Annotated in this window: 15 protein-coding genes; 9 read left to right on the forward strand and 6 right to left on the reverse strand. The window is 47.2% G+C overall.

Annotation, left to right across the window (positions count from 1 at the left end; translation table 11 throughout):
* The first annotated feature begins 6 nt into the window (after positions 1 to 6).
* A complete protein-coding gene (locus BR04_RS14985) occupies positions 7 to 396 on the forward strand; it encodes a response regulator (RefSeq protein ID WP_496356835.1) in 390 nt (129 codons plus the stop codon).
* An 89-nt stretch (positions 397 to 485) separates the two neighbouring features.
* Here BR04_RS14985 and yedF read toward each other — a convergent pair whose 3' ends face one another.
* The 5 genes from yedF to BR04_RS15010 form a co-directional block, all read right to left on the reverse strand.
* The gene (gene yedF / locus BR04_RS14990; protein WP_496356836.1) at positions 486 to 1088 is read right to left on the reverse strand and encodes a sulfurtransferase-like selenium metabolism protein YedF; all 603 of its coding nucleotides are present in this window, start codon (positions 1086 to 1088) and stop codon (positions 486 to 488) included.
* Positions 1089 to 1177: 89 nt separating this feature from the next.
* Entirely contained in the window at positions 1178 to 3331 is a 2154-nt protein-coding gene (locus BR04_RS14995) for a chemotaxis protein CheA (protein ID WP_496356837.1), read from the reverse strand.
* Positions 3328 to 3762 (reverse strand): response regulator, encoded by a 435-nt coding sequence (locus BR04_RS15000; protein WP_496356838.1) that lies wholly within the window; start codon positions 3760 to 3762, stop codon positions 3328 to 3330. The genes BR04_RS14995 and BR04_RS15000 overlap by 4 nt, the downstream gene beginning before the upstream one ends.
* Before the next feature lie 10 nt (positions 3763 to 3772).
* Positions 3773 to 4978: an ATP-binding protein gene (locus tag BR04_RS15005; protein WP_496356839.1), complete on the reverse strand. Its 1206-nt coding sequence runs from the start codon at positions 4976 to 4978 to the stop codon at positions 3773 to 3775.
* 69 nt (positions 4979 to 5047) lie between these two features.
* Positions 5048 to 8794, reverse strand: coding sequence for a PAS domain-containing protein (locus BR04_RS15010; RefSeq protein WP_496356840.1), 3747 nt, complete (start codon positions 8792 to 8794; stop codon positions 5048 to 5050).
* A 665-nt stretch (positions 8795 to 9459) separates the two neighbouring features.
* Here BR04_RS15010 and BR04_RS15015 point away from each other — a divergent pair.
* The gene (locus BR04_RS15015) at positions 9460 to 9972 is read left to right on the forward strand and encodes a hypothetical protein (RefSeq protein ID WP_496356841.1); all 513 of its coding nucleotides are present in this window, start codon (positions 9460 to 9462) and stop codon (positions 9970 to 9972) included.
* Positions 9973 to 10163: 191 nt separating this feature from the next.
* Positions 10164 to 10928, forward strand: coding sequence for a substrate-binding periplasmic protein (locus tag BR04_RS15020; RefSeq protein ID WP_496356842.1), 765 nt, complete (start codon positions 10164 to 10166; stop codon positions 10926 to 10928).
* A gap of 272 nt (positions 10929 to 11200) precedes the next feature.
* Here BR04_RS15020 and BR04_RS15025 read toward each other — a convergent pair whose 3' ends face one another.
* Positions 11201 to 11782 carry a BRO-N domain-containing protein gene (locus BR04_RS15025; RefSeq protein WP_496356843.1) on the reverse strand — a complete coding sequence of 194 codons (582 nt, stop codon included), beginning with the start codon at positions 11780 to 11782 and terminating at the stop codon, positions 11201 to 11203.
* 197 nt (positions 11783 to 11979) lie between these two features.
* Between BR04_RS15025 and BR04_RS15030 the strand changes: the two genes are divergently transcribed.
* From BR04_RS15030 to BR04_RS15055, 6 genes are all read left to right on the forward strand, one after another.
* Complete coding sequence (locus BR04_RS15030; protein ID WP_496356844.1) at positions 11980 to 12177, forward strand: hypothetical protein; 198 nt, start codon at positions 11980 to 11982, stop codon at positions 12175 to 12177.
* Positions 12178 to 12463: 286 nt separating this feature from the next.
* A complete protein-coding gene (locus BR04_RS15035) occupies positions 12464 to 14563 on the forward strand; it encodes an ATP-dependent nuclease (protein ID WP_496356845.1) in 2100 nt (699 codons plus the stop codon).
* A 2-nt stretch (positions 14564 to 14565) separates the two neighbouring features.
* A complete protein-coding gene (locus BR04_RS15040; RefSeq protein WP_496356846.1) occupies positions 14566 to 16326 on the forward strand; it encodes a UvrD-helicase domain-containing protein in 1761 nt (586 codons plus the stop codon).
* 141 nt (positions 16327 to 16467) lie between these two features.
* Entirely contained in the window at positions 16468 to 17262 is a 795-nt protein-coding gene (locus BR04_RS15045) for a ThiF family adenylyltransferase (protein WP_496356847.1), read from the forward strand.
* Between the two features lie 99 nt (positions 17263 to 17361).
* Entirely contained in the window at positions 17362 to 18249 is an 888-nt protein-coding gene (locus BR04_RS15050; protein ID WP_496356848.1) for an alpha/beta fold hydrolase, read from the forward strand.
* Between the two features lie 101 nt (positions 18250 to 18350).
* Positions 18351 to 18902, forward strand: a complete 552-nt coding sequence (locus BR04_RS15055) for a DUF2867 domain-containing protein (protein ID WP_496356849.1) — start codon at positions 18351 to 18353, stop codon at positions 18900 to 18902.
* Positions 18903 to 18999 lie beyond the last annotated feature (97 nt).

Raw genomic sequence — 18999 nt, forward strand, 5'->3', positions numbered from 1 at the left:
CCTTCTATGCGCATTCTCATTGTGGAAGATGACCCCGTCAGCCTTATGGTTATGGAAAAAAACCTCAAACGTTTCGGAACCTGTGACCTTGCGGAAAACGGCGCCCTGGGCCTCAAGGCCTTCTGTAAAGCCCACGAGGAAGGCCAGCCCTACCAGCTCATCACCCTGGACATCATGATGCCTGAACTGGACGGCCAGAGCCTGCTTCAGGAAATCCGGCGTCTGGAAACCGACTGGGGGATCTACGGGCTTGCCGGAGTCAAAATCATCATGACCACAGCTCTGGACGACAAGGAAAATATCCTCGAAGCCTTCAACTCCCAGTGCGAAGGCTACCTCACCAAGCCCATACAGCGGGAAAAGCTGATCCGCATGATAGCGGATCTCGGGCTTTGAAAAAAAACGGGGAGGCTTTCTTGATCCCTCAGGAACCAAAAAACCTCCCCTGACCCTCTGCCCCCCTCTGACCCGGTGAAACCCTGGTCTCAGAAGGTAATAACCCGATCCGCCACCTCCAGACTGGTAACAATGTCCAGCATGTTGGTGCTGGTTCCCACAGCCCTTTTCTCCGTCAGGCCATAGTGGGCAAGACAGGTACCGCAGACCAGAATCCCCACCCCCCGGGATTCCAGAGCCTTGAGGGATTCCAGGGACGCAGCACCTTCCACCGTAAGGGCCACGCCCTCATTCACACAGACAATGCGCCACAGGGATTCTCCCATTTCCAGAAGGGTCGTGATGAAATTTTTCATCAGCCCCGTACCCAGCACAGGATCCCCCCTGCCAATGCGGTCATTGGCCAGCATCACCAGAATCTTCCGGCCCGCCACCTCCCCTGACCTTTCCCCGTCAGCCACAGGCTTCAGGTCTGCCCTCTGGTCTTCCGTGCAGATACGGAGATCCGGCGCCCTGCCCGTCAGGGTACAGGAAAACCCCGCATTCTCCAGAAATCTGCGTACATTCTCCGCTGCCGTCATGTTGTCCACCAACACGCAGAACCCGTCCTGCCCCCCCCCTTCCGCAAGAAAATTCCGGGTCATCAACACGGGCTGGGGACAGCTCTGTCTCCGGCAATCCAACTCTTTCATGGGCTTTCCTCCTACCCTTTTTCTGATTACCCTCTTGTTCCAGCGCAGGAACGAAGATGCAATGCTGCGCCGCTAAACTGCAAGACGGTTCATCTGCCGGACATGATGCCGGAAACCTGCACAATCATGGCCACAGACCCGTCTCCCATGAGGGCACCCCCTGCAAAATAATTCCGGTTCATATGCAGACCCTGAATCTCCTTCAGCACCATTTTCTGCACCCCTTCGATGGCATCCACATGCACGGCAATCCTGCCGCCTTCGCTTTCCACCACCACAACAATGCCTTCGGGAAGATCCGCCTCCCTGTTTTCTTCTTCCTCCGGATGAAAACATTCCGTGAGCCTGCGCACCCGCAGCCAGTTCCCCCTGTCCTGCACACAACGGCCCCGACGGGGAATAATAACCACCTCACCGGGAACCGGAGAAAAACAGCGGACAATGCTTTCCATGGGAAAGATATAACGGGTACCTTCAATCACCACAATGAAGCCGGTAAGGATCTGGGTGTTCACCGTTCTCGGAAGACGGATTTCAAAAACAGATCCCCGGTCTTTTTCCGTTGTTACGGAAATACGGCCCCCCATCTGTTCAATGGCGGTTTTAACCACATCCATGCCCACACCCCGGCCGGAAATATCCGTCACCTCCTCCGCCGTGGAAACCCCGGAGCGGAACAGAAGGGACACCAGGGCCTCTTCCGAAAGCGTTTCATCGGGAGAGATCAGCCCAAGCTCCAGAGATTTCAGTCTCAGGGCATCAAGGTTTAAGCCCCTGCCGTCATCCTTTACCGTCAGCAGCACATCTTCTCCGGCTTCGGAAGCTTCGATACGGATCACGCCCTTTTCAGGCTTTCCCTTCAGAAGCCTCTCTTCGGGTTTTTCAATACCATGGTCTGCGGCATTGCGTACCATATGGGTCAAAGGGGCCTCAAAGGTGTCAATGAGACTCTTGTCCACCAGAATCTCTCCACCCAGCACCAGGGTTTCAATATTTTTTCCGCTGGCCGTGGCCACATCCCGGACAAGACGGGGGGTACGCTGCAAAAGCGTTTTCATGGGCACCTTGCGGATGGCCATGATGCTGTTCTGAAGGGCCATGGAAAGGTTACCGAAGGACTCATTGGTACGGCGCAGTTCCATGGCCGCCCCATGGGCCGCAGGAATGGCCGTAATTCTGGACTGAAGGTGACGGTACATCTCCCCCAGGGTCACAAGATCCCCCACATAGGATAAAAAGGCATCAATGCGTTCTTCCGGAATACGCATGGTTTTACCCGATGCATCCGAAGGAGACGAAGGGGATGTCCGGGGCTGGCCTGGATCCAGAGGTTCCAGACCCTCTTCTGCTGATTTTTCCGCTTTCTCCGGTTTTTTTTCGATGGGATTTGCAGGTCTTTCATCCATCCGGATACAAGCGGCTTCCATGTCCTCAAGGTGGCCCAGAAGGGATTCCCTCGAGATGGGGTCTCCAAGGCCAATACTGCGAACCAGCAGGGGAATTTCATCCAGTGCCTTCCCTATATGGGCCTTTGCCTCTTCATTATCTGCATTCTCCAGACAGGCCGTAAAAAGCGCGAAAAGCTTTTCGCCATCCGGCTCTTCATGGCTGTTTTCCAGCATGCCCTTAATTTCATGGATAACCGTGGGAGGATTGCTGTCTGCCGCATCCCCCACCACCTGGGGACTGTCCGCAGCAGCCCTGGCTGTCCCCTTGTCCAGCACAGCCCTGCCTGCGGAGCTGAATCCCGCAAGCTCTCTTGCCGTTTCCATGGCAGAGGGATGACCATCAAGCTGATCCATGAGTTTTCGCCACAGCATGCTTTCACTGGCTTCTTCGCCTTCGGCTGCACGGAGAACGGCATGGACAAGAGCTTCAAAGGAAGAGCCGTCCTGAACTTCTCCTTCACCCCTTCGCGCCCGTTTCAGCATAGATATCAGGCCGTCGGAGCCCCGGAGCAGAACATCCGTGATCCCCGCAGTGACGGCAACCCCGCCTTTACGGATACGGTCGAGAAGGGTTTCCAGTTCATGGGCCAGCACCTTGGTCTGCATCAGGCCGAAAAAGGCGGCATTGCCCTTGATGGAATGGATGGGCCTGAAAATGGCCCCCATGATGTCCTGATTGTCCGGATCCGCCTCAAGGCGCACAAAAAGATCGGAGATCTGCCCCATGGCATCCAGGGCCTCATCAATGAATTCCGCATGCAGTTCCGGATCAATGCCCATTTCTGAAAAATTCATGACCGACCTCCAGAGCTGGCGGATTTCATGCCCGTAAGTTCTCTGAATTTCCGCACCCAGCGGGCCTGAGCGGCGATGGCTGTCTGAACGGCATCCTCCAGCTCACCGAGATCATTGAGGGGCTTAAAGATACAGGTATCCGCCTGATTGCGCATACAGGCCAGGGCATTTTCCAGGGTCACGTAGCCCGTAATCATGATGATACGCACCATGGGATACTGCCTGCGGATTTCCCGGAGAAGGGAGACCCCATCCATTTCCGGCATCATGATGTCGCTTACCACCACATCCACCCGCTTTTTCTGCAAAACCGCCAGGGCATCCAGCCCATGCTCCGCAGTGAGCACCTCATACCCGATCAAACGGAAATGACGGCTCAGCATGTCCCGGATTTCCTTTTCGTCATCAACGATCAGAAGGTTTCCTCTCATGGTCTTCTCCTTAAATGAAGGGGCTGGTCTGGGGGCTGGCTGGATTCAGGGGCAGATGAAAGGTAAACACAGCGCCACCCTCCGCAGCGTTGGCGGCATGGAGTCCGCCGCCATGTTCCTCAAGGATGTCCTTGATGATGGTAAGGCCAAGGCCCGTACCTTCTCCTGCTTTTTTGGTGGTAAAAAAGGGCTTGAAAATCTTCGGAAGCAGATCCTCAGGAATACCCGGCCCCCTGTCTTTGATGTCAACCTGCACCATATTCCCCTTTACGGAAGCCCGTATCCGGATTTCACCGGAAGAGGATTCCCCCATGGCATGAATGGCATTGGTGATGAGATTGATGAAAACCTGCTCGATCTGCTGGCTGTGGACAAAAACTTCGGGAAGGGTATCCGGAACCTCCACATGGATCATGATGTGGGGCTTCATGATGTTCCGGCAAAATTCCAGGGACTGCTCCAGGATATCCTGGATACGGCAGACCGTTTTCTCTCCTGTCCCCCGATGGGCGTAAAGCTTCAGGCCTTTAACAATCTGGGTGATCCGGCTGACCCCTTTGAGAATCCCCCCGAGCATGGCCGGGGTTTCCTCCAGAATGAAGGCAATCTGGGGATCGTCTTCCGGGAGGACATTCCTTGCTTTCAGATTCTGGATCAGAATTTCCCACGCCCGTTGCAGGGTCTGGGCATTGCCGGAAATGAAGGTGGCCGGATTGTTGATTTCGTGGGCCATGCCCGCTGAAAGAACACCGAGCGTGGCCATGCGGTCGGCATGAATCAGCTGCCTGGCCCTGGCTTCGGCCAGAGCCTCCATTTCCCGTGCATGACCTGCAAGAGCCTTCTGCATCCGCAGCATGCGTTCTCCTACACGGATTCTGGCCAGAAGCTCCTGAGGGCCATAAGGCTTTGAGAGATAATCATCGGCGCCGCTTTCAAGGCCCTGCACCAGGCTTTCCGCATCGTTTCTGGATGTCAGCATGAGGATGTAGACAGGACGATCCGTGGGGTTTTTACGGATTTCCTTGACAACCTCAAGGCCGCTCAGGCCGGGCATCATCCAGTCCAGAACGGCAAGACAGGGAGAATCCGGCTTCCGGAGCGCATCCAGGGCTTCCGTTCCATCCCGCGTAACAAGAACGTCGTAGCCATGCTTTTCCAGAACAGCAGTAAGGATGGTTCTGGAGACATTGTCATCATCGGCTATGAGTATGCGCATGGTGTGCTCTTTCATGGTGGGAAGAAAGGGGAAGGACAGGCACAAGGGCTGGCCCCTTACACGGGTTTCTCACTTTTTACTGTCCAGAGAAAATACCTGATCCACAGCCTTTTTAAGCTCTTCCCAGGCATGTTCAAGATCCGGCATCAGCCCTTTTACCGCATCCAGACTTCCGGATCCGGCATGTTTTTCCATGTCACCTGCCAGGGAAGAAAAGGATGCTGCATGGATGTTGGCAGTTTTCCCCTTGAGGGTATGGGTCAAGAGGTGCACATTGGGAAGATCATTGACATCCAGCGCTGTTTTCAGATCTTCCATGCGCTGGGGAAGGCTTTCCATACAGAGGGATAAAATTTTATGAACGATTGCCCGGTCATTCATGAACCGTTTCAGGAATGCCCCATAATCAAAAATCAAAGGATCTGTATCCGTGGTACTGGCAATCTCTTCCGGTAACTTTACGGTATGCTGTGTATGTAAAGACCTTTTTTCTTTGCCATTACTTAAGGGAAGCCATTTTTTCAGTATCCGGGCCAGATCCATCAGCTCCACAGGTTTTGAGATGAAATCATCCATGCCTGCTTCAAGGCAGCGATCCCTGTCCTGCTGCATGGCTGCGGCGGTCATGGCGATGATGGGAAGCTTGTGCGGCAAGCTTGTTGCGGATGTTTTTTCTCTTGTATTTTCAGTAAAAGCCAGACGGTCAGCCTCAAGTATCCGGATTTTTTCTGTGGCTTGAAGCCCATCCATTTCCGGCATCATGACGTCCATGAAAATCAGGTCGTAGGCATTGCTTTCAAAGGCACGGATGGCTTTATGGCCGGTATCGGCAATGTCTGCACCAAGGCCGAGTTTCTGCAGAAGACCAAGGGCCACTTCCTGATTGGTGGTATTGTCTTCCGCAAGGAGAATGCGGCCGGAAAACTGAGGCAGTTCTGATCGTGCCGGGTCTTCGGTCTTTTTCACCGAAGGTTGAAAGGAAAGCCTGTTTCCACCTGCGATAACAGATGGAAGCACATGGAAAAGATCCGACTGGCGCAGGGGTTTGCTGATGCAGGCTGAAAAACCTGACTGTTCTTCCTCGGTGCTGCATGGCTGGTCAAGGGGGCTGAGCAGCACAAGGGAAAGATCCTTAAAACGGCTATCTTCTTTTATTTTTTTACCAAGAACCATGCCATCCGTATCCGGCATATCCCTGTCAATGAGGGCAAGGGAAAAAGGGGGTTTTCTATCGTGGAATGCGTTTAGCAAAGCAAAGGCTTCTTTACCATCTGCTGCCGTTTCCGGTTGAAAACCTATATTTTTCAGTTGTTTTGAAAGAAACTTCCGGCTGCTGGCATTATCGTCCACCACAAGGACATGACGTCCTTTAAGGGTTTCAGAAATCTCTGGTCTGCTTTCATTGTTCTCTGAGTCGAGACCAAACCGGGCTGTAAACCAGAAGGTTGAGCCTTCACCCTCCACACTTTCCACCCCTGTTTCGCCATCCATCATGGCGGCAAGCTGTCTGCATATGGCAAGCCCGAGTCCTGTACCGCCGAATTTTCTGCTGACGGATGCATCGATCTGGCTGAAGGCATTAAAGAGCATATTCTTTCTGTCTTCCGGAATACCGATGCCCGTATCCCTGATCTGAAAACGGAGCTGCACCTCATCTTTATCCATGTTTTCCATAGAAATATGGATCAGAATCTCTCCCTTCTCCGTGAATTTCAGCGCATTGCCCGTAAGGTTGATCAGTATCTGACGCAGCCTGCCGGGATCCCCAAGGATGTGAAAAGGGACATCCGCCTCAAGAAAGACAATGAACTCAAGGCCTTGCTGGCTGGCTTTGAGGGCGATGCTGTCCACAAAATCATCCATCAGGGTCTGAAGATCAAAGGCCATGGTTTCCAGTGTCAGTTTGCCGGCTTCGATTTTGGAAAAATCCAGTATATCGTTGATAATATCCAGCAGTGCTTTGCCGCTGGACTGTATGGTTTCGGCATAGCGTCGCTGATTTCCGTCAAGGTTTGTATCCATCAGGAGACCGGCCATGCCGATGACACCATTCATGGGGGTGCGGATTTCATGGCTCATGTTGGCCAGAAACTGGGATTTGGATAAACTGGCGAGTTCTGCCTTGAGGGCCATATCGTTGGCCCTTTCTATGGCTTCTTCCAGCTTTCTGTTCATATCCAGCAGTTCTTCTTCATTGTTTTTGCGTTCTGTGATGTCCTGATGGGTACCCTGCATCATCAGAGGCTGACCATCATCCGTCCATACGGAGACCTTGCCCCTGTCCAGTACCCAGACCCAGTGCCCGGCCCGGTGCTGCATTCTGGATTCAATTTTATAATAGGGAAGTTTGCCGCTGAAATGGCCTTGCAGCGCTGTTTCGCTTGCTTCAAGGTCTTCGGGATGGGCGAAGCGCATCCAGGTTTCAATGGTTGTGGGAGATATTTCTTTCAGTGTAAAGCCTACGATTTCGGCCCATCTCTCGTTGAATACGGTTTCACCGGTCTGTACATTCCATTCCCAGGTTCCCACATTGGTGCCTTCTATGATGGCTGAAAGGCGGCGCTGTTCCTTAATGAGGGTTTCTTCCATTTCTTTCAGCCGGGTCTGGTCAAACATGTATCCACGGATCAGGGTTACTTCGCCCTTTTCGTTCCGGATAAGGTTGGTGAAATCATAAAACCAGCGATACTCTCCGTTTTTGACACGCAGGCGGTAGGACTGTTCATAGACATCCCTATGATTTTTGATATTCCCGGAGACCTCGCATGAAATCCGTTCAACGTCTTCGGGATGGATCAGGGAGGCAAATCTGAAGCCTGGGCGGGTAAGCTCTTCCGCAGAATATCCGAGGATGTCTTTCACGTTGTCTGAAACCCGATATATGGGCCAGTTTTCCTCAGCACCCCATACAATGGTAAAAACAGGTCCTGCTGAAAAAAGATTCCTTTCCTCTTTCATCGTTTCCATTTGCAGGGACAGGTTTTTTCGCATGGTATCAAAGGCAAGGCTGAGGGAACCAAGTTCCTTTATGCCGGATGGGAGCAGCGGGGCCTGAAGGTCTCCCGATGCCATTCTTTCCGCAGCTTTGGAAAGGCGGGCTGCACTGGCTGAAAAGATGCGAGAAAAGAAAAAGGCAAGGAGGCTTCCCATGAACAACACCGCAAGGCCTGCCACGGAAGCGGTTATTACGGATTGTCTGATCAGGGTGTCAGAATCCCCCATCTGCAGACTGGCCCCGAACATGTAGATTCTGTTCTGGATGTCCCTGCGGGGTATCAGCACCATGCGGCCCGTTCCCCATTCATTGTCAAAGGATGAAAAGACCGGTTGCATGCCGGATTTAAGTACTGGTGAAAAGACTTCCGGATCCTGGTGAATGTCAAAAAAACCGGCACTCCGTGACAGAGGATCACTCAGATCCGGACTTGTGGCCGAGGTGAAAACAATCCGGTTTTCGTCCAGCACAAGCACGCTCCAGAGAGATTGCAGCCCAAGGCGTCGGCAGAGGTCATTGTTTCTTTCTGTAATACCTTGGTACGTTTCCGATGATATGGATGTCTCGTCGAAAAGCCTGTTGTGGTAGTCTGGCCCCAGTGTTTCCCGTAAAAACTCTGCTGCAACAAGAAGGCTGCTGTCTGCCTTTGCGATGCCATCTTTTTTTCGGGTTTCAATCAGAATTGCTGTGAAGAGCAGAGAGAGGCTGATAACAACAATAAAAAGGCTTGTCATCAGTCCGGAAAAAGTGCTTATCCCTGTGGATTGCTGCATGGGAGAGTGCCGCAGGTCTCTGCCCTTGCTTTGTTTGTTTCTGATCATAAGCGTCTTATCGCCCCGAGACTGAATGCATGTGCCATGAAGCCCGGAAACGGTGCAAGAAATAAGGGGCAGGCCCTCTTCCCCCATTCAACTGAAATCCCTCACCGCCACAGGCAGAAAATTCGAAAAAACCTACCTTCTGAGAAGGGATTTACTTAACCTTTTTTGACAAAGTTCATTTTTGGGTTGGCATATCGCCTGTCCAGTGGAATCGTTTCCAAGCCTTTCAATGCACATCTGGTAAAACATATCGCAGTCGCTTTGCTTCTTCGGAGACTCCGGAGGCTGGAGCCATGAACAGCCAGTGGGGCCGCCGCATAAAAGAAAGCAATTCGTGTCGTCATGATACATTTCCATGCAAGTACAATAGCATACAGATCCTTCTGCCCATATCCCGGATGGGGTACTCATCAAAAGAACAATCAGGCCGACCAGAATGCTCCTTACCAGTTTTATCATCCAGCTACGGGTCATCACATCCCCTCCTTTTTTTAGGCCTGACCCCCGGCATTTGAATTACCAGTCCTCTTACAATACCACGGTCATACCCTTGAAAATTTTATTTTATGAACATACCCTGAAAAATCAAAAAATAAAACGAGTAAATGGACTGCCCTCTTTTACTCTTATCCGGCAACTTTTTTACCATGCGGGGTTTTCACAAAATGAAGCAGGAAAAGACAAGTACAGGCTGGAGGATTAAAGCAATTCCGTACAGAGATCCGTTTCAACCCATGGAAACGAACTGGTGGGCTGTTGGTGGATCGCTATGTTTTATTTCTGGTATCGTACTGTTTTTCCTGTATAAGAAACAGTTATGGTTGTTTTTTGGCGGGGCTGGCTTTCTGATTGGTCTGCTTGCACTACTGCTCAAAGCCAGATGGATCCGACGGAATTGGAAACGCATCCAGGCGAAGTGCATCGATCAGGAAATACGGCAGGTTTATGCCCCCGCTCCAAACAGGGGCAAGACCTGGTGCTTCCAAATCCTCTGTGAATTTGAACTTGATGGCTGTACCTACCTCGTTACGCCAATATACTGGCGGTCGTTCGTTACAGAAACTGGTGTGTCCCAATTTCTGGCCGGAGCTATCTCGCCGGAAGGCTTGTGTGAGTTGCACGTCAACCCCAACAATCCTCTTCAAACGGAACTGATAGGGAAAAGAAAACAGAGATAAAAAAGGCAGCTCCTCCTGAAAAAGTAGGCAGACTCCTTTTTTCTGTACGGCAGTAAAGGCTTGCACCGGCTGGGATAGTGGACTATGACTTCAGCATTGTTTTTTATCAAAGGCCGTAGCAGAAAAGGCAGGGAGGAGTTCTCGCTTTTTCACTGAGATATTTTCAGAAAGTCCTTGATAAGGAGATTAAAATGAAAAAAGTGGTTATCGCTGTCACACTGGTTTTCGCACTGTATTTTTCCATTATGGCTGCATATGCAGAAGATACCACCATCATTATTTCTACCGAAGAATGGGAATATGCCACGAATAAAGATGGAACAGGGTTATACTGGGATATTTTCAGGGCAGTTTATGAACCTGAAGGATACAAGATTAAACCTCAGATAAGATCTTATGTGGGATCAATCAATCTTCTGAAAGAAAAGAAAGTTGATGTCATGGTAGGCGCATATATTGATGAAATAGAAAATGGGGTGTATCCCAAAAATCATTTTGCTGTGGATATTGTTCAGGCGATATATCAAAATAGTGCTAACTACGAGTGGAATGGAGCAGAAACACTTAAGGGAAAGAAGGTTGGGTGGATAGAAGGATATTCATATGATGACTATTTGCCCAAGGATATAAGCCAAAATTTCCAAATAAGAACGCTTAAGAACAGGGAAGCGGCCTTTCGCCTGCTAAGTAAAAATCAAATTGATTTTTACTTAGATGCTTTAAGTGATTTAAGTCATTTTTTGGATAAAAACCCTAGCTATAACCCAGTAGACTACACAAGAAAAACGGTATTAGAACTCAAACTTTATGTTGTCTTTAGTGATAATGACAAAGGAAAAAAACTCGCTGAAATTTTTGATAAAAGATTTTCTGAACTTTTAGAACAAGGAAAAATTAAAAAAATATACGATAAATATACGGCAGCTAATTTCACATATCCATCAGATTTTAAGTAAAAAGCCCCGGTAAATATCAAGATAGATGTCACCTGAAGCCTGATTTTTTCAGGCAGCTTCAAGGCAGGACTTCTTTGCCGAAAGCCGCTTCGTTACTGGAAAATCAGGCACAAAAAAAGCTCCCTTTCGGGAGCTTTTTCTTAAATTCTGGTGGGCCCACCTGCTTTTGAAGTGATCCCTATCTATATAATTTTACTAAAAAAAATAAAACCGTTTTTCTGGGGTACTATCAGGGTACTATCAAAAACAAAAACGGCCTCTATACTGCCTTATCACTTCTGCTGCCTGAGGGACTGGACAAAGGCTTCGTGATGAACTTCCGGGTTCAGCACACAGACTGTTCTGAGGACATTGTTCACGGAAACCACCATATCCTGATGAAGCTGGCTTAAGGTACCAAGGCTTGCCAGCAGATCATTCACTTCCCGGACAAGGTGCCGTGCAAGGAGGATCTGATCGTCATGGCCATGGAGGATGGCTGCGGGAACGACAGCACCGTAGCGGCCTGTTTTGCGGATGGCGGGGAGCACTTCCGAGGCCACCCAGTTGGTGAACTCTTCGGCGGCGGGTTTATTCGAACGAAAGGCCAGCTTGTAGAGGGCGGGTTCGTTGATGAGAATGAACTCTTTTTCCTGCTCTCCGTATTCACCGTGCTGGTTTTTGAGGGTGGTCAGGAAACTCCTGACCACCCTCCAGTTTTCAGGAATAGCCGTTAATGATTGGCTTCCTGTCCAAGAAATATCCAGGGCGGCAAAAACGTCTTTGGCCACAAACCACGTTTCCCCAGCCTCCGTTACTGTTCTGATTGTGTGGTTTTGGAAATCAAAATCGATGGTGGGCTGATTGTTTTTCATGGCAAACCTCCGTGAGTAGGGTTTTTCCGCCATCCTACATGTCAAAATAGGGTAGGCGGGGCTATACGGGTTGACATACCGGACTCACGGCTCCCGGCGCTTCCGAAGAAGCCCACGTATAGCCCCGCCATAAGGGTAAGCAGGGGCGCAAAAAAAGCGCCTAGCTTTTCTCTGTATGATGGGCGCTGAACGCCGTGATGTTTCGGGATGTCAAGCCCGGCTGTGGTTTTTTGCCGCAGCATGAAAACGATACCCAGCCTGGAATGGAATGTCAAGATGCTGGTGCGGATGATAGCGAAAAGGAAAGAATTGCGGTGGCAGCAGTAAAAGGCTTGCCATGGGAAACGGGATCAGATATGGAAAATGCATCGTTTTTTCAGAAGGGACGGGCATGACAGAACACTGGCCTTGCTGAAGTTTTGGGTGTCCACCCCTGAGAGGAAAGCGTTTTGCCGATTTTCCATGTTTTGGGCTTTAATAGCGGGATAAATGGAAAATAGGGGTTTACCTGTGATAAACGGACGAAACCGTGGTGACAGATTCCACTTTTCCCCTTTAATACGAGAATAAACGGAAATTTTTCCAGATATAGGGACGGATAACATGGAAAATTTCCACTTATTGCACTGTTAGCGGTCATGTGCAATTCAACATATACGTAAAAAAATTTGAGGTGGTAGAATGTATATCAGTTCTTTGAGAATAAGGAATTTTCGAAATTTCTTAAGCTCAAAATTCTCATTCACGAAAGGAGTCAACACTATTTTAGGTGAAAACGGCTCAGGAAAAACTAATGCTCTTTTCGCCTTAAGGTTATTGCTTGATGAATCTTTGCCTCGAAACATTATCAAGTTACGAGAAAGCGACTTCTGCCGAAACCTAACTGATTGGAGAGGTCACTGGATTGTAACCGCCATTGACTTTGATGATCTGTCATCTCATGAGGGTTGTCAAATGTTGAAACACGATGCTGGGCACATGGATGACAGCGAAAAAGGCACATTAACTTATTATTTCCGGCCATGCTTGAAAGTTAGGCAGTCCTTATTCGAAGCTAGCGGTGACACAGCTTTAGCACAGCAGGTTATCGATGAAATTAGCATTGACGACTATGAGCCAGTATTTACAGGAAGAGCCAACGCTGATTTTCTTTGTAATGATACATATACCAAGTTAGTTGGTGATTTTGAAAACTTTGTATTCCCAGATCCAAGCGACAAAGATTTTAAGGCGTATGGGGTAAAGCTTTCCCCTCTTCATGAAGAGGTTTCTTTCACCTTTGTTAAAGCTTTACGAGACGTTGTTTCAGACCTTAAAAATTATCGAAAAAGTCCTCTAATAGCGTTGCTAAAAGGGCTAAAATCAGAAATATCCGACGACGAATCCGAAAATATCACAACGCTCGTATCTGATATTAATAACGCTATTTCTGAACTAGATGAAATCAAACAAGTATCCAGTGGTATTCAAAATACTTTACATAAAACGGTGGGTTACACATTCTCCCCAATCATTGACATTGAATCATCGCTTCCAAGTGAGCTGGATAAGCTTTTGCAAAAGCTATCATTAACCGTTGGTGACAACTATGTTGACGGGTATAGCGGTGATCTAAATGAACTCAGCCTTGGTGGTGCAAATTTAATCTATGTTGCACTTAAGCTTCTTGAATATGAGCGTAAACAAGAGGCTGATAAAGCAGCACAGTTTTTAGTAATAGAAGAGCCGGAAGCACATATACACACTCACATTCAAAAAACACTATTTGAAAACCATGCTATCAACAAAACGCAGGTTTTCTTATCTACGCACTCGACTCACATTTCATCTGTGGCAAAAATATCCGAAATGAATATACTCGGATTAAATGAAAACCGAGTTGACGTTTTCCAGCCAGCGACCAACCTAAACTATATAGAATGTGGCCGCATAGAAAGATACTTAAATGCAACTCGTTCAACACTTCTTTTTGCTAAGGGGGTAATTTTAGTCGAAGGGGATGCTGAGCTTATACTCATTCCAGCATTGGTCAAAAGGGTTTTAGGTGTTTCATTGGATGAATTGGGCATAAGCTTAATAAGCATGGATAGTGCTTTTTTTGAGCACATATCTAACTTGTTTCACCCGGACAGAATATGTAAAAACTGTTCAATAATTACAGACTTAGATACCTCCATAGCTAAGCTTCCAGCAGACAAAGCAGAAGACAATGAATACTTACGCTCTTGCAGAAATTCTCAAGAATCCGGAGTTATAAGGAAAAATAAACTCGATAAGCATATTAAGAATAATGACTGTATTGAAGTTTTTTATGCAAAACATACTTTTGAAGTGGATTTTTTAATCGCAGATAATTTCGTTGAAGCAATAGAAGTTCTTAATTCAATATACGACAAACAGGCTTATATAGATAAGTCAACTGCATTGTTAAAAGACGCGAATGTTGAAGTTTATGGAAAGGAAATTCTTCGACTTGCAAGCAAGGTAGGCAAAGGTTGGTTAGCACTGTTGGTTTCTGAGTGTGTTTCTTCCGAAACTTTCATTCCCAGATACATACTAGATGCAATAGCATTTTCGTGTGGTCACAAACTCAGCCCTCAAGTCCTATATAAAATGTGCACTTATAGGCTTGCTAATCCAATGCCAGTATTTGATGATAAAGATAAGCCTATACAATTTTTTACTGATAATCATACTGATATTAACGCTTGTATTGCTGAATTTACAAAACAATGTCCTGACGATGATTTATCCCATCTAATTTGTTTATTGGACAGGTAGATATGAAATTAAGCGTCGAACAGCAAGCGGCTGTGAACTGTAATGGAAATGCTTACATAACGGCCTGCCCTGGAAGTGGAAAAACTATGGCACTAACGGCACGTGTAGCGAAAGGTGTTCAGGAATTACAGCATCGTAACAACAAAGTACTTGCCGTAACCTTCACAAACAGAGCTGCTGCTGAGATTGAAGCAAGACTTGAAGAAAATTACACCATTGAAAGTGGGAGTGTATGGGCTGGGACAATACATTCATTTGCTTTAGAGTGGATCATTAAACCATATGCAGCCTACTTACCGGCTTTGAATCCTGGATACTCAATTGCAGACGCGTATGAAACTCGAAAAATTCTAAATAAGCTCAAAGCAGACAAAGGGTTAAGAATATTCGATAACATAAATACTGCTTATAATCGCCAAGGTGTAGTTGAAAACACCGATACACGTGCAAAAGAAGTAGTGAAAGAATACCGAAAGATACTCAGTTCCCAGAAGAAAATTGATTTTGACCAGTCGCTATATTTTGCCTTTCAGTTATTGGATTCTAACCCTGAAATCGCAAAAACACTAAGTGCTATATTTAAGCTGATTTGTGTTGATGAAGTTCAAGATACCCAAGACCTTCAGTATGCGATTTTGTCTAAAATATTCAACGGAGCTCAACACAAACCTAAGTTGTTTATCGTTGGTGACTCTAACCAAGCTATCTACGGAGGAATTGGAGGAAAATCACTATCTCTTGTGGAGTTAAACAGTGAATTTATAGGTGGCAACATTAATCACTATACATTCAGTGATAATTATCGTTCAACACAGCGGCTTATAGACTACTTCTCTGCTTTTCGAGGTGTTCATGGTGGTGTTTCAAAAGCACCACACAAAAATGACCTAGGGATAATTAGTTTTTACAACCAAAACGTTGATAAAGATAACTTAGCACAAGAGATAGCGAACTTAATAAGGAACGAGTTAAACGATGGCTCAAGTGAAAGTGATATTTGTGTAATTGCACCTCAGTGGGCACCAATAAGGTCAATGACTAAAAAGCTTATTACGCTTCTTCCAAATGTAATGTTTGACGCCCCAGCTTTATCCCCCTTTTATGGTCAGCAAGATAATTTTTGGCTAATTGTTTCAAAGATAGCTTTAACTGAACCGTCAGGACGATTGCTTAGTGTCCGAATTAGATGGGCAAGTGAAATATTAGGTTACTTATCGGATGCTCATCATAAAATTACTGAAATATCACCTAAAAAGCTTCTTAGAATTATCAACTCATTTCAAAGTGATACATTGGTTGGAACTGAATATCTAAAAGAATGTTTTGAGTTTATGTTGGACGAGTTGAACATTGATTTAGATGACGATAAATTACTTCAAGAACAATTTGAAATATTTTTCGAAAAATCTACTTCAAATATTGAAAATAACAGTGGTCAGTATGAAAACACTATAGTCGCATTAAAAAGCTTCTTTAAGGAGTCGACAGGGATTGTTGTTAACTCTTGTCACGGTGTTAAAGGTGAGGAATATAAAACTGTTATAGCCTTTGGTCTACTCAAAGGCTTCATTCCTCACTGGAGCGATATCATTAATCAACCAGTTCAAATTGGCCATGATGCAGAATCAAAAATGCTCTATGTAATCGCTTCCAGAGCCAAGGAGAAATTATATTTGTTTTCGGAATATGGCCGCAGAACTCAGACAGGAAACCCTTATGAAACTTCTAACCTGTTGAATAGGTATAAATATCAGTATGACTAAGACCTTTGCCAATAAAAAAAGACGGGGCAAACGGACTGCGAAGTGTTTCGTCAGCCAGCGCCTCGCGCTAACAAAAAAATGCAGGGGACGCAAAAAGCCGCGCCCCTGATTTTAGGCGTTAGCTGAGAAGGAAACGCAACCATGCAAACATTTCTTGATCGGACACTACCAATATTGGGACAGGAAGGAATCGATGCGCTTTCGAGCCCTCTGATCGCCTTTGCCGGACTCGGTGGGGTCGGCGGAGGCGCTTTTTTGAATTTAGTCCGCTGTGGGGTGAAGCGGTTTCGATTGTCTGAAAACGGCGTCTTTGATCCACCCGATATGAATAGGCAGGCGGCAGCTTTCGCCTCTACCCTCGGCCAGCCCAAAATAACAGTCTACGAACGGCTTGCTCGCGAGATCAATCCAGATGTTGAGCTCGAGTTGTTTCCCGAAGGAACACTGGTCGATAATCTTGAGCGATTCCTCAACGGCTGTGATGTCCATGTGGGTGTGATTGACGTCGAAAAGGGCGCCGATGTTAAAGCCATGACTCCGGAGTTGCTCAGACGGTTTAACATCCCCCTTTTTACGGCCGGGGCGTTTGGATTCGGCGCCCTCTTGGTTGCCCATCACCCTAAAAGCATGATGCCTGATGAATTCTGGGGGCTTTTGAAGAAGAAATCTGACGGAGAAGGGCTTTTTCCGTCCTTCATTATGGATAAGTTCGAGCCCAATATCATAAAGCGGATAGAGAACGCTGCAACAATGGGTAAGATGGCTACTACAAGTATCGGGGGAGCTCTATCAGGAGCCCTTCTCGCATCGGAAGTGCTGGCATATCTTCTTCGGGGTACGGATCTCGTGAATCGTGAAATTACTTTTGCTCCGAAATTTGTCGTGATCGATCTCTTGAAAGCGGTCATGGAAGTGGTGGATGCTACAGCGGAGTGAGATGGTAATTGACGGACAAGCAAGCAGATATGCGTTCTGAAAATGAGCAGCACGAGGAGTCGGGTTATTCCAGCTAAAACGTTGGCAGGAGGAATTGGAATGAACACCCGAAAAAGTTTTGCAAAAGTATTGATGGGAGTATGCGCATTGATATTAGCTGGATGCGCAAGCATCGTACACAAGGAGAATGCTGAAATGAACAGTCATACCACGTTTAACCACACAACAGGTCGCCTCGTCATGAGCGCCGACGCCGAGATTTACGTCGAGGAAATCGGGAACTCCGATGGCCCCGTCTTGCTCATGCTACATGGGGGTTTCGGAACCATTGAGGACTTCAACACTATTACGCCCACCCTTTCTCGTCATTTCAGACTGATCGGGATCGACAGCCGTGGACACGGACGGTCAAGCTTGGGAAGCACCAAACTTTCCTACAAAACGCTGACAGATGATCTTATGGCGGTAATCAATGTTCTTGATCTTCAGAAATTTAGCATATTTGGATTCAGCGACGGCGGCGTGGTGGCGTATCGGTATGCGGCAGGGAAGGATAATAGGCTCCAGAAAGTAGTAACGGTGGGTGCAAGCTGGGAAATGAACGAGAACGAACCCTGCTGGGAGATGATCTCCAGCATGACCGGCGAGGCATGGAAGGGCATGTTCCCAGCAAGCTACGATACCTATATGCATCTGAATCCTAAACCAGATTTCGATACGTTTTCCAGGAGTGTTGTCACCATGTGGACAGACCTGTCTACGAATGGGCATCCCGAGGAGAGCATGCGAGATATTGCCGCAGATATGTTAGTGATTCGCGGGGACAACGACTTCCTTACCAATCTTGAGAGTATGGCACGATTGAAATCCATGACCGAAAAAGTGAACTTCTTGAACGTTCCTCTTGCTGAACATGTGGCATTTGACGAGTCACCTGAGATCGTTCTTCGTGCAATGGGAAAGTTCTTGGGTGTTGAGTTGAAATAGGACTGCCAACCATGCCTTGCACTCGGATGGCAATTCGATTCCGCTGCGCTCCATTGCCACCGATGAAGGCCACGTAGCTTTCATAGGTTTATAGGTTTTTAATGAAAATTAATAAATATACAAATCAGCCTGACAACTCAATAATTTTAGATGATTGGATCGGAGATGTTCACTATATCGATTCATATCAATTTGATATTATAAAGACCAATGACATATCAATTGATGATTTAGCCTACATGATACTATCTTCAGATCCACCTAAATGGGAAAAGGTTTTGTCGCGTTTGCGAGATTCCATTGTTGGAATTTTCGGCTTAAAAACAGGTATGTCTTCGGATTCCCAAAAGGCAAGACGCGAGTTAACTCAGTATATGCCAGGTGATAAGATTGGTTTTTTCCCTGTGATTGATCGTTCAGAATCAGAAATTGTGATGGCGCTTAATGATAAACATTTGAGATTTCGAGTTTCTTTATTGGCGCACAACGGTCAAGGTTCAGACATATATTCTGTTTATATGACAACAATAGTTCAATTTCATAATATGTGGGGAAGAATCTATTTCTTTCCAGTTAAACCTTTTCATAAGATAATCGTAAAACAAAGTTTGAAAAGGTTTTTAAAACAGCACAATGAACTTATACCATTGTAAAGCTAACAAATAAGGATAGATCGTGTATGGAACGAACCACGATCTCATCCCGTGTTGAACCAGCCTCCCGCAGCGGCATCCGACAGGTCTCTATGAT

This window comes from Desulfobotulus sapovorans DSM 2055, from assembly GCF_059569355.1.

Coding starts and splice junctions, on each gene's coding strand:
- yedF (WP_496356836.1), bottom strand. CDS start 1,088: ATGAAAGAGTTGGATTGCCGGAGACAGAGCTGTCCCCAGCCCGTGTTG.
- BR04_RS15035 (WP_496356845.1), top strand. CDS start 12,464: ATGTATATCAGTTCTTTGAGAATAAGGAATTTTCGAAATTTCTTAAGC.
- BR04_RS15015 (WP_496356841.1), top strand. CDS start 9,460: ATGAAGCAGGAAAAGACAAGTACAGGCTGGAGGATTAAAGCAATTCCG.
- BR04_RS14995 (WP_496356837.1), bottom strand. CDS start 3,331: ATGAATTTTTCAGAAATGGGCATTGATCCGGAACTGCATGCGGAATTC.
- BR04_RS15050 (WP_496356848.1), top strand. CDS start 17,362: ATGAACACCCGAAAAAGTTTTGCAAAAGTATTGATGGGAGTATGCGCA.
- BR04_RS15040 (WP_496356846.1), top strand. CDS start 14,566: ATGAAATTAAGCGTCGAACAGCAAGCGGCTGTGAACTGTAATGGAAAT.
- BR04_RS15030 (WP_496356844.1), top strand. CDS start 11,980: ATGTTTCGGGATGTCAAGCCCGGCTGTGGTTTTTTGCCGCAGCATGAA.
- BR04_RS15055 (WP_496356849.1), top strand. CDS start 18,351: ATGAAAATTAATAAATATACAAATCAGCCTGACAACTCAATAATTTTA.
- BR04_RS15010 (WP_496356840.1), bottom strand. CDS start 8,794: ATGATCAGAAACAAACAAAGCAAGGGCAGAGACCTGCGGCACTCTCCC.
- BR04_RS15045 (WP_496356847.1), top strand. CDS start 16,468: ATGCAAACATTTCTTGATCGGACACTACCAATATTGGGACAGGAAGGA.
- BR04_RS15020 (WP_496356842.1), top strand. CDS start 10,164: ATGAAAAAAGTGGTTATCGCTGTCACACTGGTTTTCGCACTGTATTTT.
- BR04_RS15025 (WP_496356843.1), bottom strand. CDS start 11,782: ATGAAAAACAATCAGCCCACCATCGATTTTGATTTCCAAAACCACACA.
- BR04_RS14985 (WP_496356835.1), top strand. CDS start 7: ATGCGCATTCTCATTGTGGAAGATGACCCCGTCAGCCTTATGGTTATG.
- BR04_RS15000 (WP_496356838.1), bottom strand. CDS start 3,762: ATGAGAGGAAACCTTCTGATCGTTGATGACGAAAAGGAAATCCGGGAC.
- BR04_RS15005 (WP_496356839.1), bottom strand. CDS start 4,978: ATGCGCATACTCATAGCCGATGATGACAATGTCTCCAGAACCATCCTT.